Origin of the sequence: Chitinophaga sp. (assembly GCF_035538455.1) — a bacterium.
In the GTDB taxonomy this organism is placed as follows: domain Bacteria; phylum Bacteroidota; class Bacteroidia; order Chitinophagales; family Chitinophagaceae; genus Chitinophaga.
Window position 1 is genome coordinate 1 of record NZ_DATLKJ010000232.1, and the last position, 17,443, is coordinate 17,443.

The following is a 17,443-nucleotide window of genomic DNA, read 5'->3' on the forward strand; positions in this document are numbered from 1 at the left end:
GAACACAGTGCGTCTACCAATTTCGCCATCTGGGCAACTCCGTAAAACGGATTGCAAAAGTAAGCGTTTTTTCAAATTAACCAAATTTAATTTGAAAAAACGCTTACCTGTATTTTTATACTGCTACGCTAAACTCGCGTAAAGTATCGTTCAGACTGGTTTTCAGGTCAGTAGATGCTTTACGCTGACCGATGATCAGTGCACATGAAACCTGGTATTCGCCGGCAGGGAACTTCTTGGTGTAGGTACCAGGAATTACGACGCTGCGTGCTGGTACACGGCCTTTGTATTCAATTGGCTCGTTACCGCTCACGTCAATGATCTTGGTGGATTGTGTCAGCACTACGTTCGCGCCCAGTACCGCCTCTTTTTCTACGATTACACCTTCTACTACAATACAGCGGGAGCCGATGAAGCAGCCATCTTCAATGATAACAGGGCTTGCCTGCAGTGGTTCCAGTACACCGCCGATGCCTACGCCACCGCTCAGGTGCACGTTTTTACCGATCTGTGCGCATGAACCAACAGTAGCCCAGGTATCAACCATGGTGCCTTCATCGACATAAGCGCCGATGTTCACATAAGAAGGCATCAGGATACAGCCTTTCGCGATGTAGGCGCCGTAACGTGCCACAGCATGGGGTACCACGCGCACGCCCAGGTCTTTATAGTTGGACTTCAGCTTCATTTTATCAAAAAACTCAAATGGAGGCAGTGTCATTGTCTCCATTGGCTGAATGGAAAAATACAGCAGGATAGCCTGTTTCACCCATTCGTTCACTACCCAGCCTTTCTCCGTTGGCTCAGCTACTCTCAGCTTACCCTTGTCTACTGCTTCAATAACGGCTTTTACTGCATCTGTGTACTGCGTTTCCTGCAACAGTCCGCGGTCTGCCCACGCTGCCTGTATTTGTTGTTGTAATTCCATTTTCGCAATTTTTTTGCAAACATAATACCTAATGAATAAAATTACTACTGTGATTTCTGTTTAGTATTTTCGCCCCATGAAAATTGGTTTTGATGCCAAGAGGGCTTTTCAGAATAATACTGGACTGGGCAACTATAGCCGTACACTTATCAATTCGCTGGTAACGGGCTTTCCCGGGCATGAATATTATTTATTTGCACCAAAACAAACTGACATGTTCAAAGCCGGCAACCTGCCGGTAGTGCTGCCGGAGAAGGCGTTGCACCGTTTGTTCAGGTCTGCGTGGCGCAGCCGCTATATTGTGGAGGCTCTGCAGCAGCATCACCTGGACATCTATCATGGTCTCAGTCATGAAATCCCCTTTGGTATTCACCACACCGGCGTCCGCTCTGTGGTGACCATGCATGATCTTATCTTCGAAAGATACCCTTCTCAATACAATCCCATTGATGTGATCACTTATCGCCGCAAGGCTAAGTATGCCTGCCTATATGCCGACAGGGTGGTGGCTATCAGTGAACAGACAAAACAGGACCTCATCTTTTATTATAAAACACCAGCAGATAAAATAACAGTGGTGTATCAGAGCTGTGATCCTGCGTTTGCTGTGACGCATGATGCCGCATCTATCGCGGCATTGCGCACACGTTACCAGTTACCGGCACAATATTTTCTCTATGTAGGTTCCGTGATAGAGCGCAAGAACCTGCTGGGTATAGTAACGGCCATGCATACACTAAAAGGAGACATCGATATTCCGTTGGTGGTGCTGGGAAGCGGGAACGGCTACAAGAAGAAAGTAAAGGCATACCTGGAAGCCAACGGACTCACAAACCGGGTTATCTGGCTGAATGAGCAGGCCCGTCTTGATAATAGTGAGCTACCGTTGTTGTATCAGGGCGCTGTGGCATTATTATATCCCTCCCTGTTCGAAGGTTTCGGAATACCTATACTGGAAGCGCTCTGGAGCCATACACCAGTGATCACCTCACAGGGTTCCTGCTTTGGGGAAACCGGCGGTAATGCAGCGTTGTATGTAGATCCGCTGGAGCCTTTATCCATAGCTGCCGCCATGAGAAGGGTTGTGAATGAACCTGCGCTCGTGGACGAGATGAAGCAGAAAGGCCGGATACATGCACAGGCATTTACATCTGAGAAATGTGCAGCAGATATGATGCACGTTTATTTATCACTGAACACTCCCCCATCAAAATAAATGAACGGCATGTTTGAAACGGATATTGAAGCAGCGCTTCCGGTGCTGCGGAACGGAGGATTGATACTTTACCCCACTGACACCATCTGGGGAATAGGTTGTGATGCTACCGATGAAGAAGCCGTGAAAAAAGTGTATGCACTGAAGCAGCGCAGTGAAAGCAAGAGCCTCGTGGTACTATTGGCAGATGTGCGCGACCTCTTGCAGTATGTTTCTGATCCGCCTCCTGATATTACGGATATACTGACGGGTTTCACAAGACCTACTACTGTGATTTATGAAGGTGCGCTGGGCCTGGCTTCCAACGTCATCAATACTGATGGCAGCATTGCCATCCGTATTGTACAGGATACTTTCTGTCGTCATTTGATTAAACGGTTGCGCAGGCCGTTGGTATCCACCTCTGCTAATATCAGCGGAGATCCGTCTCCGGCTCAGTTCAGCGACGTTGCTGCCCCAATTGTAAATGGTGTGGATTATGTGGTAAAATACCGGCAGGAAGAAACCGCAAATAATGTAGCTTCAAGAATTATCCGCATCGGAAAAGATGGATCGATTGCGATAATCCGGGAATAAGTGGTTTATTTACTACATTTGCGCCCTGATTTTCAGCAAAAGGACAAATTTTAACAGGAATATTTTAATATGATCAGCAGCAAGCCTTTAGACATTCCATGCTCCCTGCAGGAACGGAAAATGTTGGAGAAGATAGCGTTGGCCGCTCTCGACCTGGGTGTGCCTGCATATCTGATTGGAGGCTTTGTACGAGATAAATTGCTGGGCAGGAGAACGAAAGATATGGATATTGTGTGTGTGGGCGATGGTATTGCCCTGGCACATAAAGTGGCGGAGAGTCTCGGCGATAATATTGCAGTTAACTTCTTCAAAACCTATGGGACTGCTCAGGTGAAATGGAACGACCTGGAAATTGAGTTTGTAGGTGCACGTAAAGAAAGCTATCGCCAGGAATCCCGCAACCCCGAAGTGGTGGCAGGTACCCTGGAGGATGATCAGAATCGTCGTGATTTCACCATCAATGCACTGGCTGTAAGTCTCAATGAAGGTGATTACGGCTCACTTCTGGACCCTTTTGATGGTGTGGCAGACCTGGACCGGAAGGTCATCCGTACGCCACTGGCGCCGGCTCAGACTTTCAGTGATGACCCATTGCGGATGATGCGTGCTATACGCTTCGCATCCCAGCTGCAATTTGACATCACTCCCGATACTTTCGCTGCTATCTGTGATAATGCAGAACGTATCCGCATTATTTCCCAGGAGAGGATCACGGACGAGTTTAATAAAATTATGTTCTCCCAGAAGCCGTCTGTGGGGCTGGATCTCCTGTATAAGGCGGGGCTCCTGAAGATTATCTTCCCGCAGATGGTGGATATGGTGGGGGTAGAAATGTATGAAGGGAAAGGGCATAAAGACAACTTCTATCATACGTTGCAGGTAGTGGATAATATTGCAGTACATACCAAAGACCTGTGGCTGCGTTGGGCTGCCCTGCTGCATGACATTGGCAAGCCGGCAACCAAGAAGTTTGAGCAGGGCCATGGCTGGACTTTCCACGGTCATGATGCCGTTGGAGGCAAAATGGTGACGCGCATCTTCAACCGGATGAAGCTCCCACTGGGCGAGAAAATGAAACTGGTGAAGAAACTCGTGGAATTGCACCTTCGTCCTATCAGCCTCACAAAAGAGAATATAACGGACTCGGCTATCCGAAGACTCCTGTTTGACGCCGGTGATGATATAGACGGACTGATGCTTCTGTGTGAAGCAGATATTACTTCCAAGAACAAAGCGAAAGTAAAACGTTACCTCGAAAATTTTGAGCTGGTACGTAAGAGACTGAAAGAGGTGGAGGAGAGCGATCGTATCCGCAACTGGCAGCCTCCCGTAACCGGTGAGATCATTATGGAGACATTCGCGCTGAAACCCGGCAGGATAGTTGGAGAGCTCAAAAACGCCATCAGGGAAGCCATTCTCGATGGAGAAATTCCAAATACATTTGAAGCAGCTTTTGCTTTTTTGCTGGAAAAAGCAAAAGCATTCGATCTCACCCCTGTTAAATAAAATTGGTAATTTTACCAAATAGAATTACAGAAAGGTATTTACCAATAGTGCTGTTGGCAGGGCGTTCATAATTTTTCATATTTATCTAACTTATAACCAAATTGTCATGCCGGTTTTGAAATTCAGAGTTTACTGGGAAGAAGATGAAAGTGTTTACAGGGACATTTCCATTAAACCGAATCAGACGTTTTTAGATTTTCATCACGCAATATTGCAGGCATTCGAATTCGATGCCAAACATAAGGCAACCTTCTTCCGCAGTAATGATAACTGGCAGCGGGGCCGTGAGATCATTCTCGAAATGGACAGGCAACCCCGGAAGGCAGTACCGTTGTTGATGGCTGAGACGCACATCGCAGCTGCAGTGAAGGACCCCAATCAGAAATTCATTTACCTCTACGACTTTGCCAAGAACTGGGCTTTCCTCGTGGAGCTGATCGGCGTTTCCAAAGATGAGAATGCCAAAATTACCTATCCTGTTTGTGTACGCAAGGAAGGGTTAGCCCCCAGCCAATACGGTACTAAAGGTCTTGTGGGTGATAAGCTCGTGGAAATGGAGGAAAAATATGACCTTAACAAGGAGGGGATGGATGAAGAGGGCTTTGGTGAAGAGGGTGAGGAAGACGGTTTGGGTAACGATGGTGGCGAAGAATTTGGTGGCAGCACTGAGGAGGAAACCGGGTTCTAGCTTTAATGAGCAGCATGCAGAAAACAGTGATCATCATTGCCGGTCCTACCGCATCAGGTAAAACGGCTCTGGCTATACGAATTGCACAACTGTTTGGTTCCGCTGTTATTTCTGCTGATTCCAGGCAATGTTACCGTGAAATTAGTATTGGTACGGCGAAACCTTCTCCGGAAGAGCTTTCGGCCGTACCGCATTATTTTATAGATTCCCATTCTATCCGTGAGGAATTAAATGCAGGCGTCTATGAAAAACTGGCGTTGCAATATGCCGGAGAGATCTTCTCCTGCAATGATGTGGCAGTCATGTGTGGTGGTACGGGGTTATATATCCGCGCTTTCACAGATGGCATCGACGATATGCCGGTTATCCCCGCCGGTATCCGCACCCGCCTTAATGAACAGTATACACAACATGGTATTACGTGGTTACAGGAGCAATTGCAGCAGCGTGATCCTGGTTTTTACGCGATTGCAGAAACACAGAATCCCCAGCGACTTATCCGTGCATTGGAAGTGTTGGAAGCAACAGGCCGCTCTATTACTGAATTTCGTACGGCCAGTCGCGCTGTCAGGGACTTCCGGATTATAAAAACAGGTATTACCTTGCCTAAAGAATTATTGCATCAGAACATTCATCATCGTGTAGATCTGATGATGCAGGCTGGTCTGGTTGAAGAAGTGAAAAGTGTATTGCCCTGGCGCAGTCATAATGCGTTGCGCACGGTGGGGTATGAAGAGATTTTCGATTACCTGGATGGAAATATTACGCTGGAAAAAGCAGTGGAGGAAATTAAAACACATACACGTCAGTATGCAAAGCGCCAGCTTACCTGGTTTAGAAGAGACCCTGATATCAAATGGTTTGACTCACGCGAAACGGACGAGATCCTGAATTATATCCGATCTGTTATTAAAAGTTAGCTTTTAGCTTCCTGCTGAAAGCTAAAAGCTAACTCCTGTTCATCAGAACTTAAATCCTAATGTCATAACGATATTGCTCCTGGTGTAGTCCAGTTTAGCTGCCTTTGGAGTAAGAGATGGCTCATAAACGGTATATGGTGTAAACCTGTCGTTACCTTGCGTGTAGCTGTAGGTAAGATCGAGGTATACGCCTTTGTTCCTGAATCCGAGGCCGCCGCTGTATACTTTGCGGGAGCCATCCAGACCGTTATTGTAGCTGTCGTTGCTGTAAGGATTACCGTAAGAGGCGAAGCCGCCTCTTATTGCATAGAATGTGGCGAATTTCACTTCAGCGCCTACCCTTACTGTGGATGTGGAGGTATAAATTGCGCTGATGTTATCGTTTAAAGTCTTCTGGAAACCTCTGTCATCGCTGATTTTGAATTTACCAGATCCCTGGTTTACATATTCGTAATCAGCTGTGATGAAGCCCTGTACTTTTTTAGGATCGGTAATATCACCGAAGAAATAGGATGCGCCGCCCGCAGCACGGAAAGGAGCTACGTAGGTATAATCGAAGCTTACATCATAACCGTTGGTAACATCGGTAGAATAGATCTGGTAAGCTCCCAGCCCTTCCAGGTCATTTTTCAGATCAGCTGTATAGCTGTCATGCAGGAAATAGGCAGTGGGTGTATAAACGGTGGCGCCCAGTCTGAAGCGGTCAGTCACTTTATACAGGATACCGAATTTACCTGATATACCCAGTCCTGTGCGCTTCATGGCTCTGTTATAATCGAAGTAACCGAAGTTATTGTTATGGTTGGTGCCGGCGTCATCTTCCGACCAGGTGAAATTTTCTTTGTAGACTACGTTGGGCACATTAACGCTGGCGCCGATATACAGCTTGTCGTCATAGTTGCCGGCAACGGCTACCGTAAGTTCATTCAGTCCGCCACTTGTTTCCATGATTCCGCGTTGTTGCAGGGCTATTGGGCCACCATCTTGTCTGGTAGGGGATGCATAGCTCAGCAATTCCGTCTGGTTGGTGGTAGGATTTTTCCAGGGAACGATCATGTGGCTGTTATAGGCAAGGCTGGCATCCAGCGGATAGTTCGATTTGCTTTGCTGATCGCTTGCACCTACGAGGTTATCGACCCACTGGTCAGTAAGGGACGACTTATCGTTGTAGCCTGCGATGGCGAATTTGTTGTTGTAATTGGCCAGACGGGTATAACCAATAGACAGGGTGACATTTTTCCAGGAGCCGCCGTATTTGTTAAAGGCGTATATCACACCGATGCTGGGCACCTGGAAATTGGTTTTGTTGCCTTTGTTGTCAAGTTGTTTGTTACCGAGGTAATCGGAGGTATTGTTGGTCAGACCCAGACCGGCAGAGATCAGGAACTCTCCTGTTTTGAATATACCGATACCGGCGGGATTGATATGAGTGGAGGAATAATCGCCGCCAAGGCCTACACCTGCGCCACCCAGTGCCTGAGTTCTGGCTGTTCCGAACGGTTGGTTGGGAGAATAGAGTAATGCATCATTAGAGCTCTGTGCTAATGCTGTAGCGGATAAAAAGAGTCCTCCTAAAAGAGGATAAATTCTTTTAATCATAATCGTATTTACTTAAAAAAATGAGATGTATTGCAGGAATAGACAGCTATCTGTCGTGTAGCTATAACGTAAGTATATGACAAAACTTATGTCCTTATAAAAGATAAGCGTAGTTTTTTACGCTACGCTTATCAGTAAGTCTTTATTAACGGCCTCCTCTCGAAGGACGGGCGTAACCGCCACCGCCACCGCCGCCGCTGTTGATAACCCGGCCGCCGCCTGAGCTGGGAGCAGGAGAGTAGCTTGGAGAAGGTGCTGGTCTGGAGTATTCAACTCTTTGGGGACGGGAATAGTTGCCGCCGCCGTTATTGCCGCTGTTCCATGAGCCGCCATTATTATATGAAGGGTTGGTAATAACCCTTTCATTGCCGGATTGTTGGAAGACTCTGCGTGGTCTGTCATTGGAAGATGGGTTCACAAAACCGCCGGTATTGCCACCGTTCACAGGTTGTACACCACTTCTTGAAGGGCGTGCATAACCGCCGCCGCCATTGATTACATTGCCGCCGCTTGAAAAGTTATTATTCCTGATAACCCTTTCATTACCGGCTCTTACAGGACCATATGAGTTGGAAGGACGGGTATAGTATCCTCCGCCGTAATAATGACCATATCCTCCATAGTAAGGATAGTAACTGTAGTAATGTCCGTAGTAGGGATAACCGGCCCAGCCATAATAACCGGAGCTAAACCAGGGGTTATAGTAGCCACCCATGCCCCAGCCGAAGCCGATGCTCAGGGACGGTCCCCAGAGACTGCCGTAGTATGGGCTGCCCCATCCACCCCAGCCCATGCTGAGTGTGCTGTAGGGATTACCCCAACCGTAATAGTTATTGAAATACATATTGGATGCTGCGTTGTAGCCATCCCAGTAACCGCCGGAATAATCACTGTTTCTGCCGAAGCGGTTCAGACGGCGCTGGTAATCGCCCTGATCGTCATCCTGGTAGGTTACATAATCTCCTTCATCATCTGTTCCCTGCACATACCGGGTATTTTCATCCTGTCTTGAATTACCGTTGGAGCCATTGCTGGCATAGGTATTAGCTTCCTGACGTGGAGAATAATATACATCGTCCGGCGTGTGGGTCGCTTTATAAGTACTGGAACAGGCGCCCAGTGCGAGCGTACCGGCCAGTGCGATATATAGTATAGGCTTCATCTGAAATATATTTTAAACGTGATCTTATAGTAAATTTACACTTTTAAAACGAAACTGTTGCCTGCAAAGTTACAATACAAGGCATTTACAACGTGTTACGCACGGGCCTTATTTTATTTTCTGTAACTATTTGCACCTTTATGATTTTCATGTAGGTTTGTAACATTTTCTTTTTAAATATCGGACAAAAATTAAGCCAGTTTATAATATTTTCCGGCTTATTCCCGGAGAATTTAAACTAGAAAAATTGTTTGTTTATTTGTTTATAAATAGGGATATATAAATTAGTTATTTTATTTATGAGTAAAGAGATCACAGCCCGTTCGGAAGATTACGCAAAATGGTATAACGATCTGGTGCTGAAAGGCAGCCTGGCAGACTACTCTGCTGTGAAAGGCTGCATGGTAATTAAACCCTACGGCTTTGCACTGTGGGAAGCTATGCGGGACGTACTCGATGGCAAATTCAAGGAAACGGGCCACCAGAATGCATATTTCCCGTTATTTATCCCGAAAAGCTTTCTGAGCCGCGAAGCTGCACACGTAGAAGGATTCGCTAAAGAATGCGCCGTAGTAACCCACTACCGCCTGAAAAATGATCCCAATGGCGGTGGCGTGGTGGTAGACCCGGAAGCTAAACTGGAAGAAGAGCTCATTGTGCGCCCCACCTCTGAAACGATTATCTGGAATACCTATAAAGACTGGATTCAGTCTTACCGCGATCTGCCTCTGCTGATAAACCAGTGGGCCAACGTTGTGCGCTGGGAGATGCGTACCCGCCTTTTCCTGCGTACCGCGGAATTCCTCTGGCAGGAGGGTCATACTGCCCACGCTACCGCAGAAGAAGCCATTGAAGAAACTGAGAGGATGCTTGGCATATATACTGACTTCGCTGAAAACTTCATGGCTGTACCGGTAATACAAGGCATTAAATCCGAAAACGAAAGATTTGCCGGCGCCGTAAATACTTATTGTATAGAAGCGCTCATGCAGGACGGTAAAGCGCTGCAGGCAGGTACTTCCCACTTCCTTGGACAGAACTTTGCCAAAGCATTTGATGTACAGTTTTCCAATAAGGAAAATAAGCTGGAGTATGTATGGGCTACTTCCTGGGGCGTTTCCACCCGTCTCATTGGTGCACTGATCATGGTACACAGCGATGATGAAGGTCTGGTGCTGCCTCCGAAACTGGCGCCTATCCAGGTGGTGATTGTGCCAATATATAAAGGTGCTGATCAGAAGGCTGCCCTTGATGAAAAAGTAAATACCATCGTAGCTGAATTGAAACGTGCTGGTATCCGCGTTAAATACGATGATACAGATAATAACCGCCCGGGATGGAAATTTGCCGAGCATGAGAAAAAAGGTGTTCCCGTTCGTATCGCTATCGGCGCCCGGGATCTTGAAAACAATGTTGCTGAAGTTGCCCGCCGCGATACAAAGGAGAAAATGAGCCTCTCTCTCGATGGTTTGCCAGGCCGCATCAGTGAACTACTGGAAGAAATACAACAGAACCTTTTCAATAAGGCAAAAGCATACCGCGACAGTCACATCACCCAAGCGGACACCTTTGAAGAGTTTGAAAAAGTGCTGGATGAAAAAGGTGGCTTCGTTTCTGCCCACTGGGACGGAACATCCGAAACAGAAGAACAGATTAAGGAACGCACTAAAGCCACCATTCGCTGTATTCCACTGAATAACCCACAGGAAGACGGCGTCTGCATCCTGACAGGCAAACCCTCAAAACAAAGGGTATTGTTCGCAAGAGCTTACTAACTGTGATACCACATGGTTGATGGGATTATGCTGTTGATGATTGAAAAATGAAATTATTTTATAGTGTTATTGTCTGAAAAATTTTATCATTATAAAATATTTCATTTTTCAATCATCATATTTCAATTCAATCATCAAACATCAGGTATTGTAATCAGGATAATCACAATAATCATATAAATCACAGTTATAGTCTGATGTCCTTATTCCGTCATATACTTTCGTGTCTGCTGGTCATGCTTTGCACGGTTACAGCTTCCCTGGCTCAGGGACTGATGATCCGCAATTATAACGTGAAAGATGGACTGGCCAATGCTACAGTATATGCAGCTGTACAGGACAAAGATGGTTTCATCTGGTTTGCAACACCCACCGGCGTCAGCAAGTTCGACGGAAAGCGTTTCCGCAACTACTCGAAGAAAGACGGGCTGACAGATAATGATGTCATCAAGCTGGCCGCTGATTCCAAAGGCCGCCTCTGGTTCTTCACCCTTAATGGTAAACCATCCTTTTACGCCAAGTCGGTCATCCATAACGAGGACAACGATAGCACCCTCAGATTCAACAGCCGTACCCATTACATGCAGTATGCCTTTGAAAGTAAAGATCAAAACAGAGGCAAAAGCAATGGCAAGAACCAAAGCGAGCTTATCTGGTTCCTCAATACCAACAATCGCGTGGTGCAATACAATGGCAAAGAAATTACCTACGATAAACTAGGCGCTTCCGAGAGCGATCTCTTTTTTCTCATCCGTAACTACGGGGTATTCCGGCCGCTGCAGAACTCTTTTTCGCTGCAAAGCCTGAAAGATCCTAACAACCCTGAACAGAAGGTAACTTCCGTATGTCCGTACCCGTTAGCAGACCAGGAACTGGTTGACAGCATTCGTGAACATACCGTGGTGATACTCCGTAATACCATGTATTCCTATACTGCACAGAACGCCGTATGCTTTTTCAATGGCGCCGACTGGGGGATACGTGAGGATATCAGCGAGATGTGTATCGATAAGAACAACCTCTGGATCGGTACCCGGCGTGCTTTGTATTATGTGAAGGATTTTTTTAAAGGAGAGAAAAAGATCACCAAACTCCTGGATAATCATTATATCACTTCGATTCTTAAAGACAAAGACGGCAACATCTGGATCACCACCTTCGGTGATGGTGTATATAATATCCCCTACAAGAATTTCTATTTCAGTTACCTGGACAATACCAACGGCCTTTATTCCCACTCTATCTTCAGTATCTGCAAGGATAAAAAGAACGATATGTTGCTGATAGGACAGAATGCAGGCATCCTCAATACCATTGACTACAGTGGTAATGTCCGCAAGTACATGCTGGATTCTGCCAGTGGTCGCAACAGCCTGCATACCATTCTGCCTTACCGTGAAAATGAGGTAATTATAGGAACTGATAACGGTCTCCTGGAATTCAATACTGTCACAGGAAGAGTTATGTCGCGGAAGCCTGTGGTAATGCTGAAGGATATTGATATTTCTCCTTCCGGAAAGATCAGGGTTGCGGCTAAGAACCAGGTGATTGCGCTGAATGACTATGTAATAGAAGTAACGGATATCATCGTTACTTCGGTAAGCTGCATCAATGATTCTGCCTACTACGTAGGTACCAACAGCGGGCTCTATTTCTGTACGGATAATAACAGACAGCTGAAACGGGTCGGGAATGTGGATTCCAGTAAGATGAGCATCAAAGATCTCAAATGGATCAGTGGTTATCTCTGGGTGGGAACCAGCGACAAAGGAATCTATGTGATGCATAATGATTCGATAGTTCAGCACATCGCTACATCCAATGACCTTGCCAGTGATATTTGCCAGCAATTGTATTACGATGGCAGGAATCATCTGTATGCAGCCACCAATAAGGGTGTTTCTGTAATTGATATCAATACCCGCCGGATCATCAAGAATATCACATCCAACGACGGGTTGATGTCTGACGACATAAGAGGTGTTTATGCAGATGATAACACCCTATATATAGCCACTTCGAACGGGCTGTGCTATTTTAAGGGAGATAACATTCCCCAGGATACGGTGCCACCGGTTGTTTACCTTAGTAATATCCGGTATGGGGACAGTACTTTTCTGCCCGGGACCGATTTTGTGCACTTGTATAAGCGAAAAGCTTCGTTTGAAGCGGAGTTTGGTTCCATTGTATTTGATTTACCTGATCTGGTAGAGTACCAGTACAATTTTTCGGGAGATACTACCAGCGGATGGGTAACGACCATGTCGAACATCATTCCTTTCCCGGATCTGCAACCTGGCAGCTATAAGCTCATGGTACGGGCCCGTAAATATAAGAGCGGCTGGTCGCAGCCTTTGAACCTCGATGTGAGCATCCTGCCACAGTGGTATCAGCAATGGTGGGCCAGAGGCATACTTTTACTGGCAGGATTATTACTGATTCTGGTAGTATTGCGTTATATTGTGAAGCGTATAAAGCAGGCTGAGAAACGAAAGACGGAATACAATCGCCGGATTGCGGAGCTGGAGGCCAAGGCGCTTACCAACCAGATGAATCCTCATTTCATCTTCAACTCCCTGAATTCGGTACAACACCTGATTTTGGAGAAGGAAGAGAAGCAGGCATTGAACTTTCTGTCGGATTTTGCGACGCTGATGCGGCAGATGCTGAACAACTCACGAAAATCGTATATACCTTTGGAGGAGGAAATCGCATTTCTGACCAGATACCTTGAACTGGAAAAGATCAGGTTTGCGCATTCCTTTACATATCATTTCATTATGGAAGAAACGTTGAAGGATTATACGGTGTATATACCGCCCATGATCATTCAGCCAATTGTAGAGAATGCTATTAAGCATGGATTAGCGCCCAAAAACAGCAGTGGTTACCTGGAGATCCGGCTGGAAATAGTGGACGACCTGCTTTATTGTTCTGTGGATGATGACGGAATAGGCTGGGATAAATCAAACAGCATTAAAAGTTCGAGACTTATAAAGCATGAATCCACCGCTCTGAGCGTGATTAAGGAACGCTTGCAGATTATAAAATCTTTTAATGGAAGTGTTGGAAAGTTAGAAATTATTGATAAATTTAAATCTGGTTTCGGCAATAAGGAAGGTACCTTAGTTGAAATTCTGATTCCCATTGTTAAGATGTTATGAGTAATATAAAAGCTGCCATTGTAGACGATGAAGTCCGCAACATTCACATTTTGCGAAATATTTTGGAAAATTATTGTAAGGACGTTACAGTAGTTGGTGAAGCGCAGAATATCAATGAAGCGGCAGAAATGATCAAGAACAACCCCATTGACGTATTGTTCCTCGACATTGAAATGCCTCCCCACAACGGGTTTCAGCTACTGGAAATGTTCCCGGTGCTGAACTTTGAAGTGATCTTCATTACAGCTTTCCAGGAATACGCACTGCAGGCCATCAAGTTTGCGGCTTTGGATTACCTGCTCAAGCCAATAAAGGTAAGCGAGGTGGAAGATGCACTGGAGAAAGTGAAAAAGAGTAAGAAGGGACGGCTCAATGAACTGGCGTCTATACTGAAAGATTATGTAAAGAACAATGACAATGCCTTCTCCAAGATAGTAATACCGGTTAATGACGGGTACAATGTGATTGATCTGAAAGACATTATTTATTGCGAGGCTTTTGACAGCTATACTAAGATCCAGCTGATCAACAACGTCTCTCACCTGATTTCCAAATCACTGAAGGAGTATGAGGAAATGCTTTCTGATAAGGGATTTTACCGTGTGCACAAATCGTTCCTGATCAACATTCATCATATCGTGAAGATCATAAAGGGATTAGGGACTGCGGTAGTGATGAGTGATCAGAAGAATATTCCTATCTCTTCCCGTAAGAAAGATGAATTCTTTACCCAGCTGAAAGGGGTGATTAACCTATAGTATCTGTTTACAATACCTTATTCAAAGCCGGTGGCGATACGCTTAACCGGCTTTTTTGTGCGTTCCCGGCAAGAATCGTATACTTTACGAGTTAGTGAAATCTAGTATCATATACTTATCTTATTTTCATTATGGGTTTTCATAGATCTAGCTAATACTCGTTGGTTTATTCAGACCTGACTTGTAAGATTTAAAAAAGGATGCCGCCTCGGTTATGAGACGGCATCCTTTTTTAATGTCTTTATATATAAGCAGATCAGAGGTTTTCCGCTCCGCCGCCTGTAGTAATATTGTAATAGTAAATATTACCACCTCTTTCGGGGTAGAAGCCTACCAGCTGAACATTTTTTTGTTTTTCGAGGATACTGCTGAGTGCCGTCACGGATGTTACTGCATTGGTACCGGCTTTGAGGATGACGAAGCCAGGAGCCATGCCGGTTTGTTTTTTCAGTATACCGTTGCCGATGTCATTTACCTTGACACCGCCGCGAACGCCTATACTGGCGGCCTCGTCTTTGCTCAGTTCGGACAGGTCGGCACCAAGGCGGTCAAGCGCCGTAATGCGTACTACATCTGTATTTCCCTGGAGGTTTCTCAGAATAACGTTATCAACAGTATATTCCTTATTGTCTCTCTGGTAAGTAACGCTGATTTTATCACCGGGTTTGTACCTGGCTACCTGTTCGCTCATCTGGGACGGGCCGGGAATGGTAACGCCATTGATCCTGGTGATGACGTCGCCGCTGCGTAAGCCAGCCTGCGCTGCGGAGCTATTGTTTACTACTTCAGTGATCTGTACACCGTTCACATCTCTTCTTACGCCAATCTCTTTCAGCTGATCATCAGTCATGGAGGCAATAGCAGACGGAGCAGCGTATTTAACGCCAAGGTAGGCACGTTGTACGTTTCCATATTTCAGGATATCGTTCACTACTTTCTTGATGAGGTTTACCGGGATAGCATATGAATAACCGGCATAAGAACCTGTGGGAGATGCAATGGCAGAGTTGATACCTACGAGTTCGCCGGCGGTATTTACGAGTGCGCCACCACTGTTACCCTGGTTTACAGCGGCATCTGTCTGTATAAAGGATTCAATAGCATTATTCAATCTGCCGCCGCTCTTATTAATGCCAATGGAGCGGGATTTGGCGCTTACAATGCCGGCAGTAACAGTGGCGTCGAGGTTAAGCGGATAACCAACAGCAAGTACCCACTGGCCTATCTCTACATTATCGGAGTTGCCGTACATCAGGTAGGGGAAACCCTTACCGGTTATTTTGATTACCGCCAGGTCAGTACTGGGGTCAGTACCTACCAGTTTGGCTTTGTAAGTTTTGTTCTCATTGCTGAGGGTAACGCTGATTTCATCGGCATCGTCGATTACGTGGTTATTGGTTACAATGTAACCATCGTCAGAGATCAGTACACCGGAGCCGGATGCCATCTGGCCCGGGATGTAGTATTTGCGGCCGCCGCCACCGCCATTGAATTCATCGCCGAAGAAATCATCTCCAAAAAGATCCTGCAGGATGCTGCGTTTTCTCTGAAGGTTGTTCCCGTTGCTTACCTGGCGGGGATTGATCTTTGTTTTGATATGTACAACGCCTAGAACTGATATTTTGGCGGCTGTTACGAAGTCTGATGGGGGAGTAGCATTTGCGTTTCCTGAGGCACCGGGCATGAAACGTGCATAGTTTACGGGGGTGTCATTAGAGCCATTCTGAAAAGCGCCTGGTTGACTTTTTTCGAAGTATCTGCCGTACACAAATATGGCGGCAACGGCTGTTACAGCGCTGATCGCGACAGTTGCGGCAATTTGCTTGAATTTCATATTATAGTGTGTTTAGCCTTGTAATAATAAAATAACGCAGGTAGGGAATCAATTTACATACCTACTATGCAAATTTAATATCAGCGTCAACCTAAAAGCAACAACGTATAATCACTTTAACACATTTTTAAGCCAATCGTTAAATAGGCTTAAAACCGGGACTGTCAGGTTAACGTGACCGTATGACAATATAACAAATAAAACGTCAAATTGTTAGTCGGGGGAGATGAGTACGGATGGAAGGAAATACAGGCGCAGGGTAGCTTTCAGGCTATCCTGCGCCGGCTGTATTATAGGCTCAGTAAGAACTCCATTGTGTCTACGCCGCCGGCGTAGTCGCTGAGTGTAGGCTGCTGGGCGTTACCGAACGGAATGAAGGATTTTCCTACAAGACATTGCAGGGATTCTTCCTGCTGCAAGTCCTGTTGTAGTTGCCGGATATCTTTATAGTAGCCGTAATGCAATACGCTGAGTGCTGAAAAAAGGGAGGCAGCTTCGTGCAGCAGGATGCTGCCGTTACTGAGATATTGGCTGTTGTTGAGCAGGAGCAGCGCGAGGTTATAGTCGTAGTTGTTTTTGTATTTGTGATGATCGGCAAGATAATCGTATTTACGCAATGCCTGCAGCAGCGGCTCGAAGTTGTACTGCTCCGGCACAAATACTTTGGTGACATTCCTGCATCCCAGGCCGAAGTAGATCATGATGTCATCTGCCAGGGCTTCCAGTTCCGTGGATGTTTCTGCTCCGGTGAGAACAGCGGCAGAAGTGCGGTTGTGGCGGATGATGCTGGGATATTTCGAAAAATAATAGTTAAAGTAGCGTGCAGAGTTATTGCTGCCGGTAGCGATATAGGCATCACAGTTTTTCAGCATATCGAGTACCTCTGTCTGTCCGGCCTCTTCAGGATACCATTCGGCTATTTTGTTGAAGATGTGCCGCATGAGGATCTCGTCTTTGGAGGATAATTTCATTTTTACCTGATGGCCGCTGAGGAAGCCACAGAGCCAGTCGTGGAAGCCTACGAGGGGGATGTTACCTGCAGCAACGATCCCTACTTTTTTAGGCGCTCTGCTACTGGCCGCTGCGGGATAGCGTTGCAGCCACTGTTGCAGAGCAGCAGGCTCGAGGAAATACCGGCAGATATTTTCCAGAGACTGGTCTATGAATTCGGGAATAAACCACCCATTTGCTGCAAAAGCGCGCTCCTTAACTGTCTGCAATTCCTCGCTGTTGCTGGCCAGATACTTGCCCAGGCGCACCAGCGCTGCTTCTTTTTCTGCTATGTTCATGAAACTGTATAAATATTTAACTTAAGAA

General features: G+C 46.1%; 13 protein-coding genes. 8 read left to right on the forward strand and 5 right to left on the reverse strand.

Translation table 11 applies throughout. From position 1 onward, the window contains the following. Window positions 1-115: 115 nt before the first annotated feature. Entirely contained in the window at window positions 116-928 is an 813-nt protein-coding gene (locus tag VM802_RS27140) for a 2,3,4,5-tetrahydropyridine-2,6-dicarboxylate N-succinyltransferase (protein WP_325536665.1), read from the reverse strand. Between the two features lie 76 nt (window positions 929-1,004). On the opposite strand from VM802_RS27140, the gene VM802_RS27145 reads away from it, so the two are divergent. The 5 genes from VM802_RS27145 to miaA all read left to right on the forward strand — a co-directional run bounded on the left by VM802_RS27145 (window position 1,005) and on the right by miaA (window position 5,834). Then, window positions 1,005-2,144 carry a glycosyltransferase family 4 protein gene (locus VM802_RS27145; RefSeq protein ID WP_325536667.1) on the forward strand — a complete coding sequence of 380 codons (1,140 nt, stop codon included), beginning with the start codon at window positions 1,005-1,007 and terminating at the stop codon, window positions 2,142-2,144. Then, window positions 2,145-2,720: an L-threonylcarbamoyladenylate synthase gene (locus VM802_RS27150; protein WP_325536669.1), complete on the forward strand. Its 576-nt coding sequence runs from the start codon at window positions 2,145-2,147 to the stop codon at window positions 2,718-2,720. Between the two features lie 69 nt (window positions 2,721-2,789). Continuing rightward, window positions 2,790-4,226 carry a CCA tRNA nucleotidyltransferase gene (locus VM802_RS27155; RefSeq protein WP_325536671.1) on the forward strand — a complete coding sequence of 479 codons (1,437 nt, stop codon included), beginning with the start codon at window positions 2,790-2,792 and terminating at the stop codon, window positions 4,224-4,226. 106 nt (window positions 4,227-4,332) lie between these two features. Further along, window positions 4,333-4,914, forward strand: a complete 582-nt coding sequence (locus tag VM802_RS27160) for an IS1096 element passenger TnpR family protein (protein WP_325536673.1) — start codon at window positions 4,333-4,335, stop codon at window positions 4,912-4,914. 5 nt (window positions 4,915-4,919) lie between these two features. Then, entirely contained in the window at window positions 4,920-5,834 is a 915-nt protein-coding gene (miaA, locus tag VM802_RS27165) for a tRNA (adenosine(37)-N6)-dimethylallyltransferase MiaA (RefSeq protein WP_325536675.1), read from the forward strand. Window positions 5,835-5,876: 42 nt separating this feature from the next. Here miaA and VM802_RS27170 read toward each other — a convergent pair whose 3' ends face one another. Both VM802_RS27170 and VM802_RS27175 read right to left on the reverse strand, forming a co-directional pair. Beyond that, complete coding sequence (locus VM802_RS27170; protein ID WP_325536677.1) at window positions 5,877-7,433, reverse strand: OmpP1/FadL family transporter; 1,557 nt, start codon at window positions 7,431-7,433, stop codon at window positions 5,877-5,879. Window positions 7,434-7,578: 145 nt separating this feature from the next. Next, window positions 7,579-8,595, reverse strand: coding sequence for a hypothetical protein (locus VM802_RS27175; protein WP_325536679.1), 1,017 nt, complete (start codon window positions 8,593-8,595; stop codon window positions 7,579-7,581). 299 nt (window positions 8,596-8,894) lie between these two features. Between VM802_RS27175 and proS the strand changes: the two genes are divergently transcribed. From proS to VM802_RS27190, 3 genes are all read left to right on the forward strand, one after another. Beyond that, window positions 8,895-10,370: a proline--tRNA ligase gene (gene proS, locus VM802_RS27180; protein ID WP_325536681.1), complete on the forward strand. Its 1,476-nt coding sequence runs from the start codon at window positions 8,895-8,897 to the stop codon at window positions 10,368-10,370. 197 nt (window positions 10,371-10,567) lie between these two features. After that, complete coding sequence (locus tag VM802_RS27185; protein WP_325536683.1) at window positions 10,568-13,534, forward strand: sensor histidine kinase; 2,967 nt, start codon at window positions 10,568-10,570, stop codon at window positions 13,532-13,534. Continuing rightward, the gene (locus VM802_RS27190) at window positions 13,531-14,292 is read left to right on the forward strand and encodes a LytR/AlgR family response regulator transcription factor (RefSeq protein ID WP_078672331.1); all 762 of its coding nucleotides are present in this window, start codon (window positions 13,531-13,533) and stop codon (window positions 14,290-14,292) included. Before VM802_RS27185 ends, VM802_RS27190 begins: the two co-directional genes overlap by 4 nt. A 256-nt stretch (window positions 14,293-14,548) precedes the next feature. On the opposite strand, the gene VM802_RS27195 is transcribed toward VM802_RS27190, so the two are convergent. Together VM802_RS27195 and VM802_RS27200 are read right to left on the reverse strand one after the other, a co-directional pair. Beyond that, the gene (locus VM802_RS27195) at window positions 14,549-16,126 is read right to left on the reverse strand and encodes a trypsin-like peptidase domain-containing protein (protein ID WP_325536691.1); all 1,578 of its coding nucleotides are present in this window, start codon (window positions 16,124-16,126) and stop codon (window positions 14,549-14,551) included. A 290-nt stretch (window positions 16,127-16,416) separates the two neighbouring features. Further along, window positions 16,417-17,415, reverse strand: coding sequence for an acyl-CoA reductase (locus VM802_RS27200; protein WP_325536692.1), 999 nt, complete (start codon window positions 17,413-17,415; stop codon window positions 16,417-16,419). Window positions 17,416-17,443: the final 28 nt, after the last annotated feature.

Bases quoted from the DNA above. Each gene is read 5' to 3' on its own strand.
- VM802_RS27140 (WP_325536665.1), bottom strand. From the start codon at position 928: ATGGAATTACAACAACAAATACAGGCAGCGTGGGCAGACCGCGGACTG.
- VM802_RS27145 (WP_325536667.1), top strand. From the start codon at position 1,005: ATGAAAATTGGTTTTGATGCCAAGAGGGCTTTTCAGAATAATACTGGA.
- VM802_RS27150 (WP_325536669.1), top strand. From the start codon at position 2,145: ATGAACGGCATGTTTGAAACGGATATTGAAGCAGCGCTTCCGGTGCTG.
- VM802_RS27155 (WP_325536671.1), top strand. From the start codon at position 2,790: ATGATCAGCAGCAAGCCTTTAGACATTCCATGCTCCCTGCAGGAACGG.
- VM802_RS27160 (WP_325536673.1), top strand. From the start codon at position 4,333: ATGCCGGTTTTGAAATTCAGAGTTTACTGGGAAGAAGATGAAAGTGTT.
- miaA (WP_325536675.1), top strand. From the start codon at position 4,920: ATGAGCAGCATGCAGAAAACAGTGATCATCATTGCCGGTCCTACCGCA.
- VM802_RS27170 (WP_325536677.1), bottom strand. From the start codon at position 7,433: ATGATTAAAAGAATTTATCCTCTTTTAGGAGGACTCTTTTTATCCGCT.
- VM802_RS27175 (WP_325536679.1), bottom strand. From the start codon at position 8,595: ATGAAGCCTATACTATATATCGCACTGGCCGGTACGCTCGCACTGGGC.
- proS (WP_325536681.1), top strand. From the start codon at position 8,895: ATGAGTAAAGAGATCACAGCCCGTTCGGAAGATTACGCAAAATGGTAT.
- VM802_RS27185 (WP_325536683.1), top strand. From the start codon at position 10,568: ATGTCCTTATTCCGTCATATACTTTCGTGTCTGCTGGTCATGCTTTGC.
- VM802_RS27190 (WP_078672331.1), top strand. From the start codon at position 13,531: ATGAGTAATATAAAAGCTGCCATTGTAGACGATGAAGTCCGCAACATT.
- VM802_RS27195 (WP_325536691.1), bottom strand. From the start codon at position 16,126: ATGAAATTCAAGCAAATTGCCGCAACTGTCGCGATCAGCGCTGTAACA.
- VM802_RS27200 (WP_325536692.1), bottom strand. From the start codon at position 17,415: ATGAACATAGCAGAAAAAGAAGCAGCGCTGGTGCGCCTGGGCAAGTAT.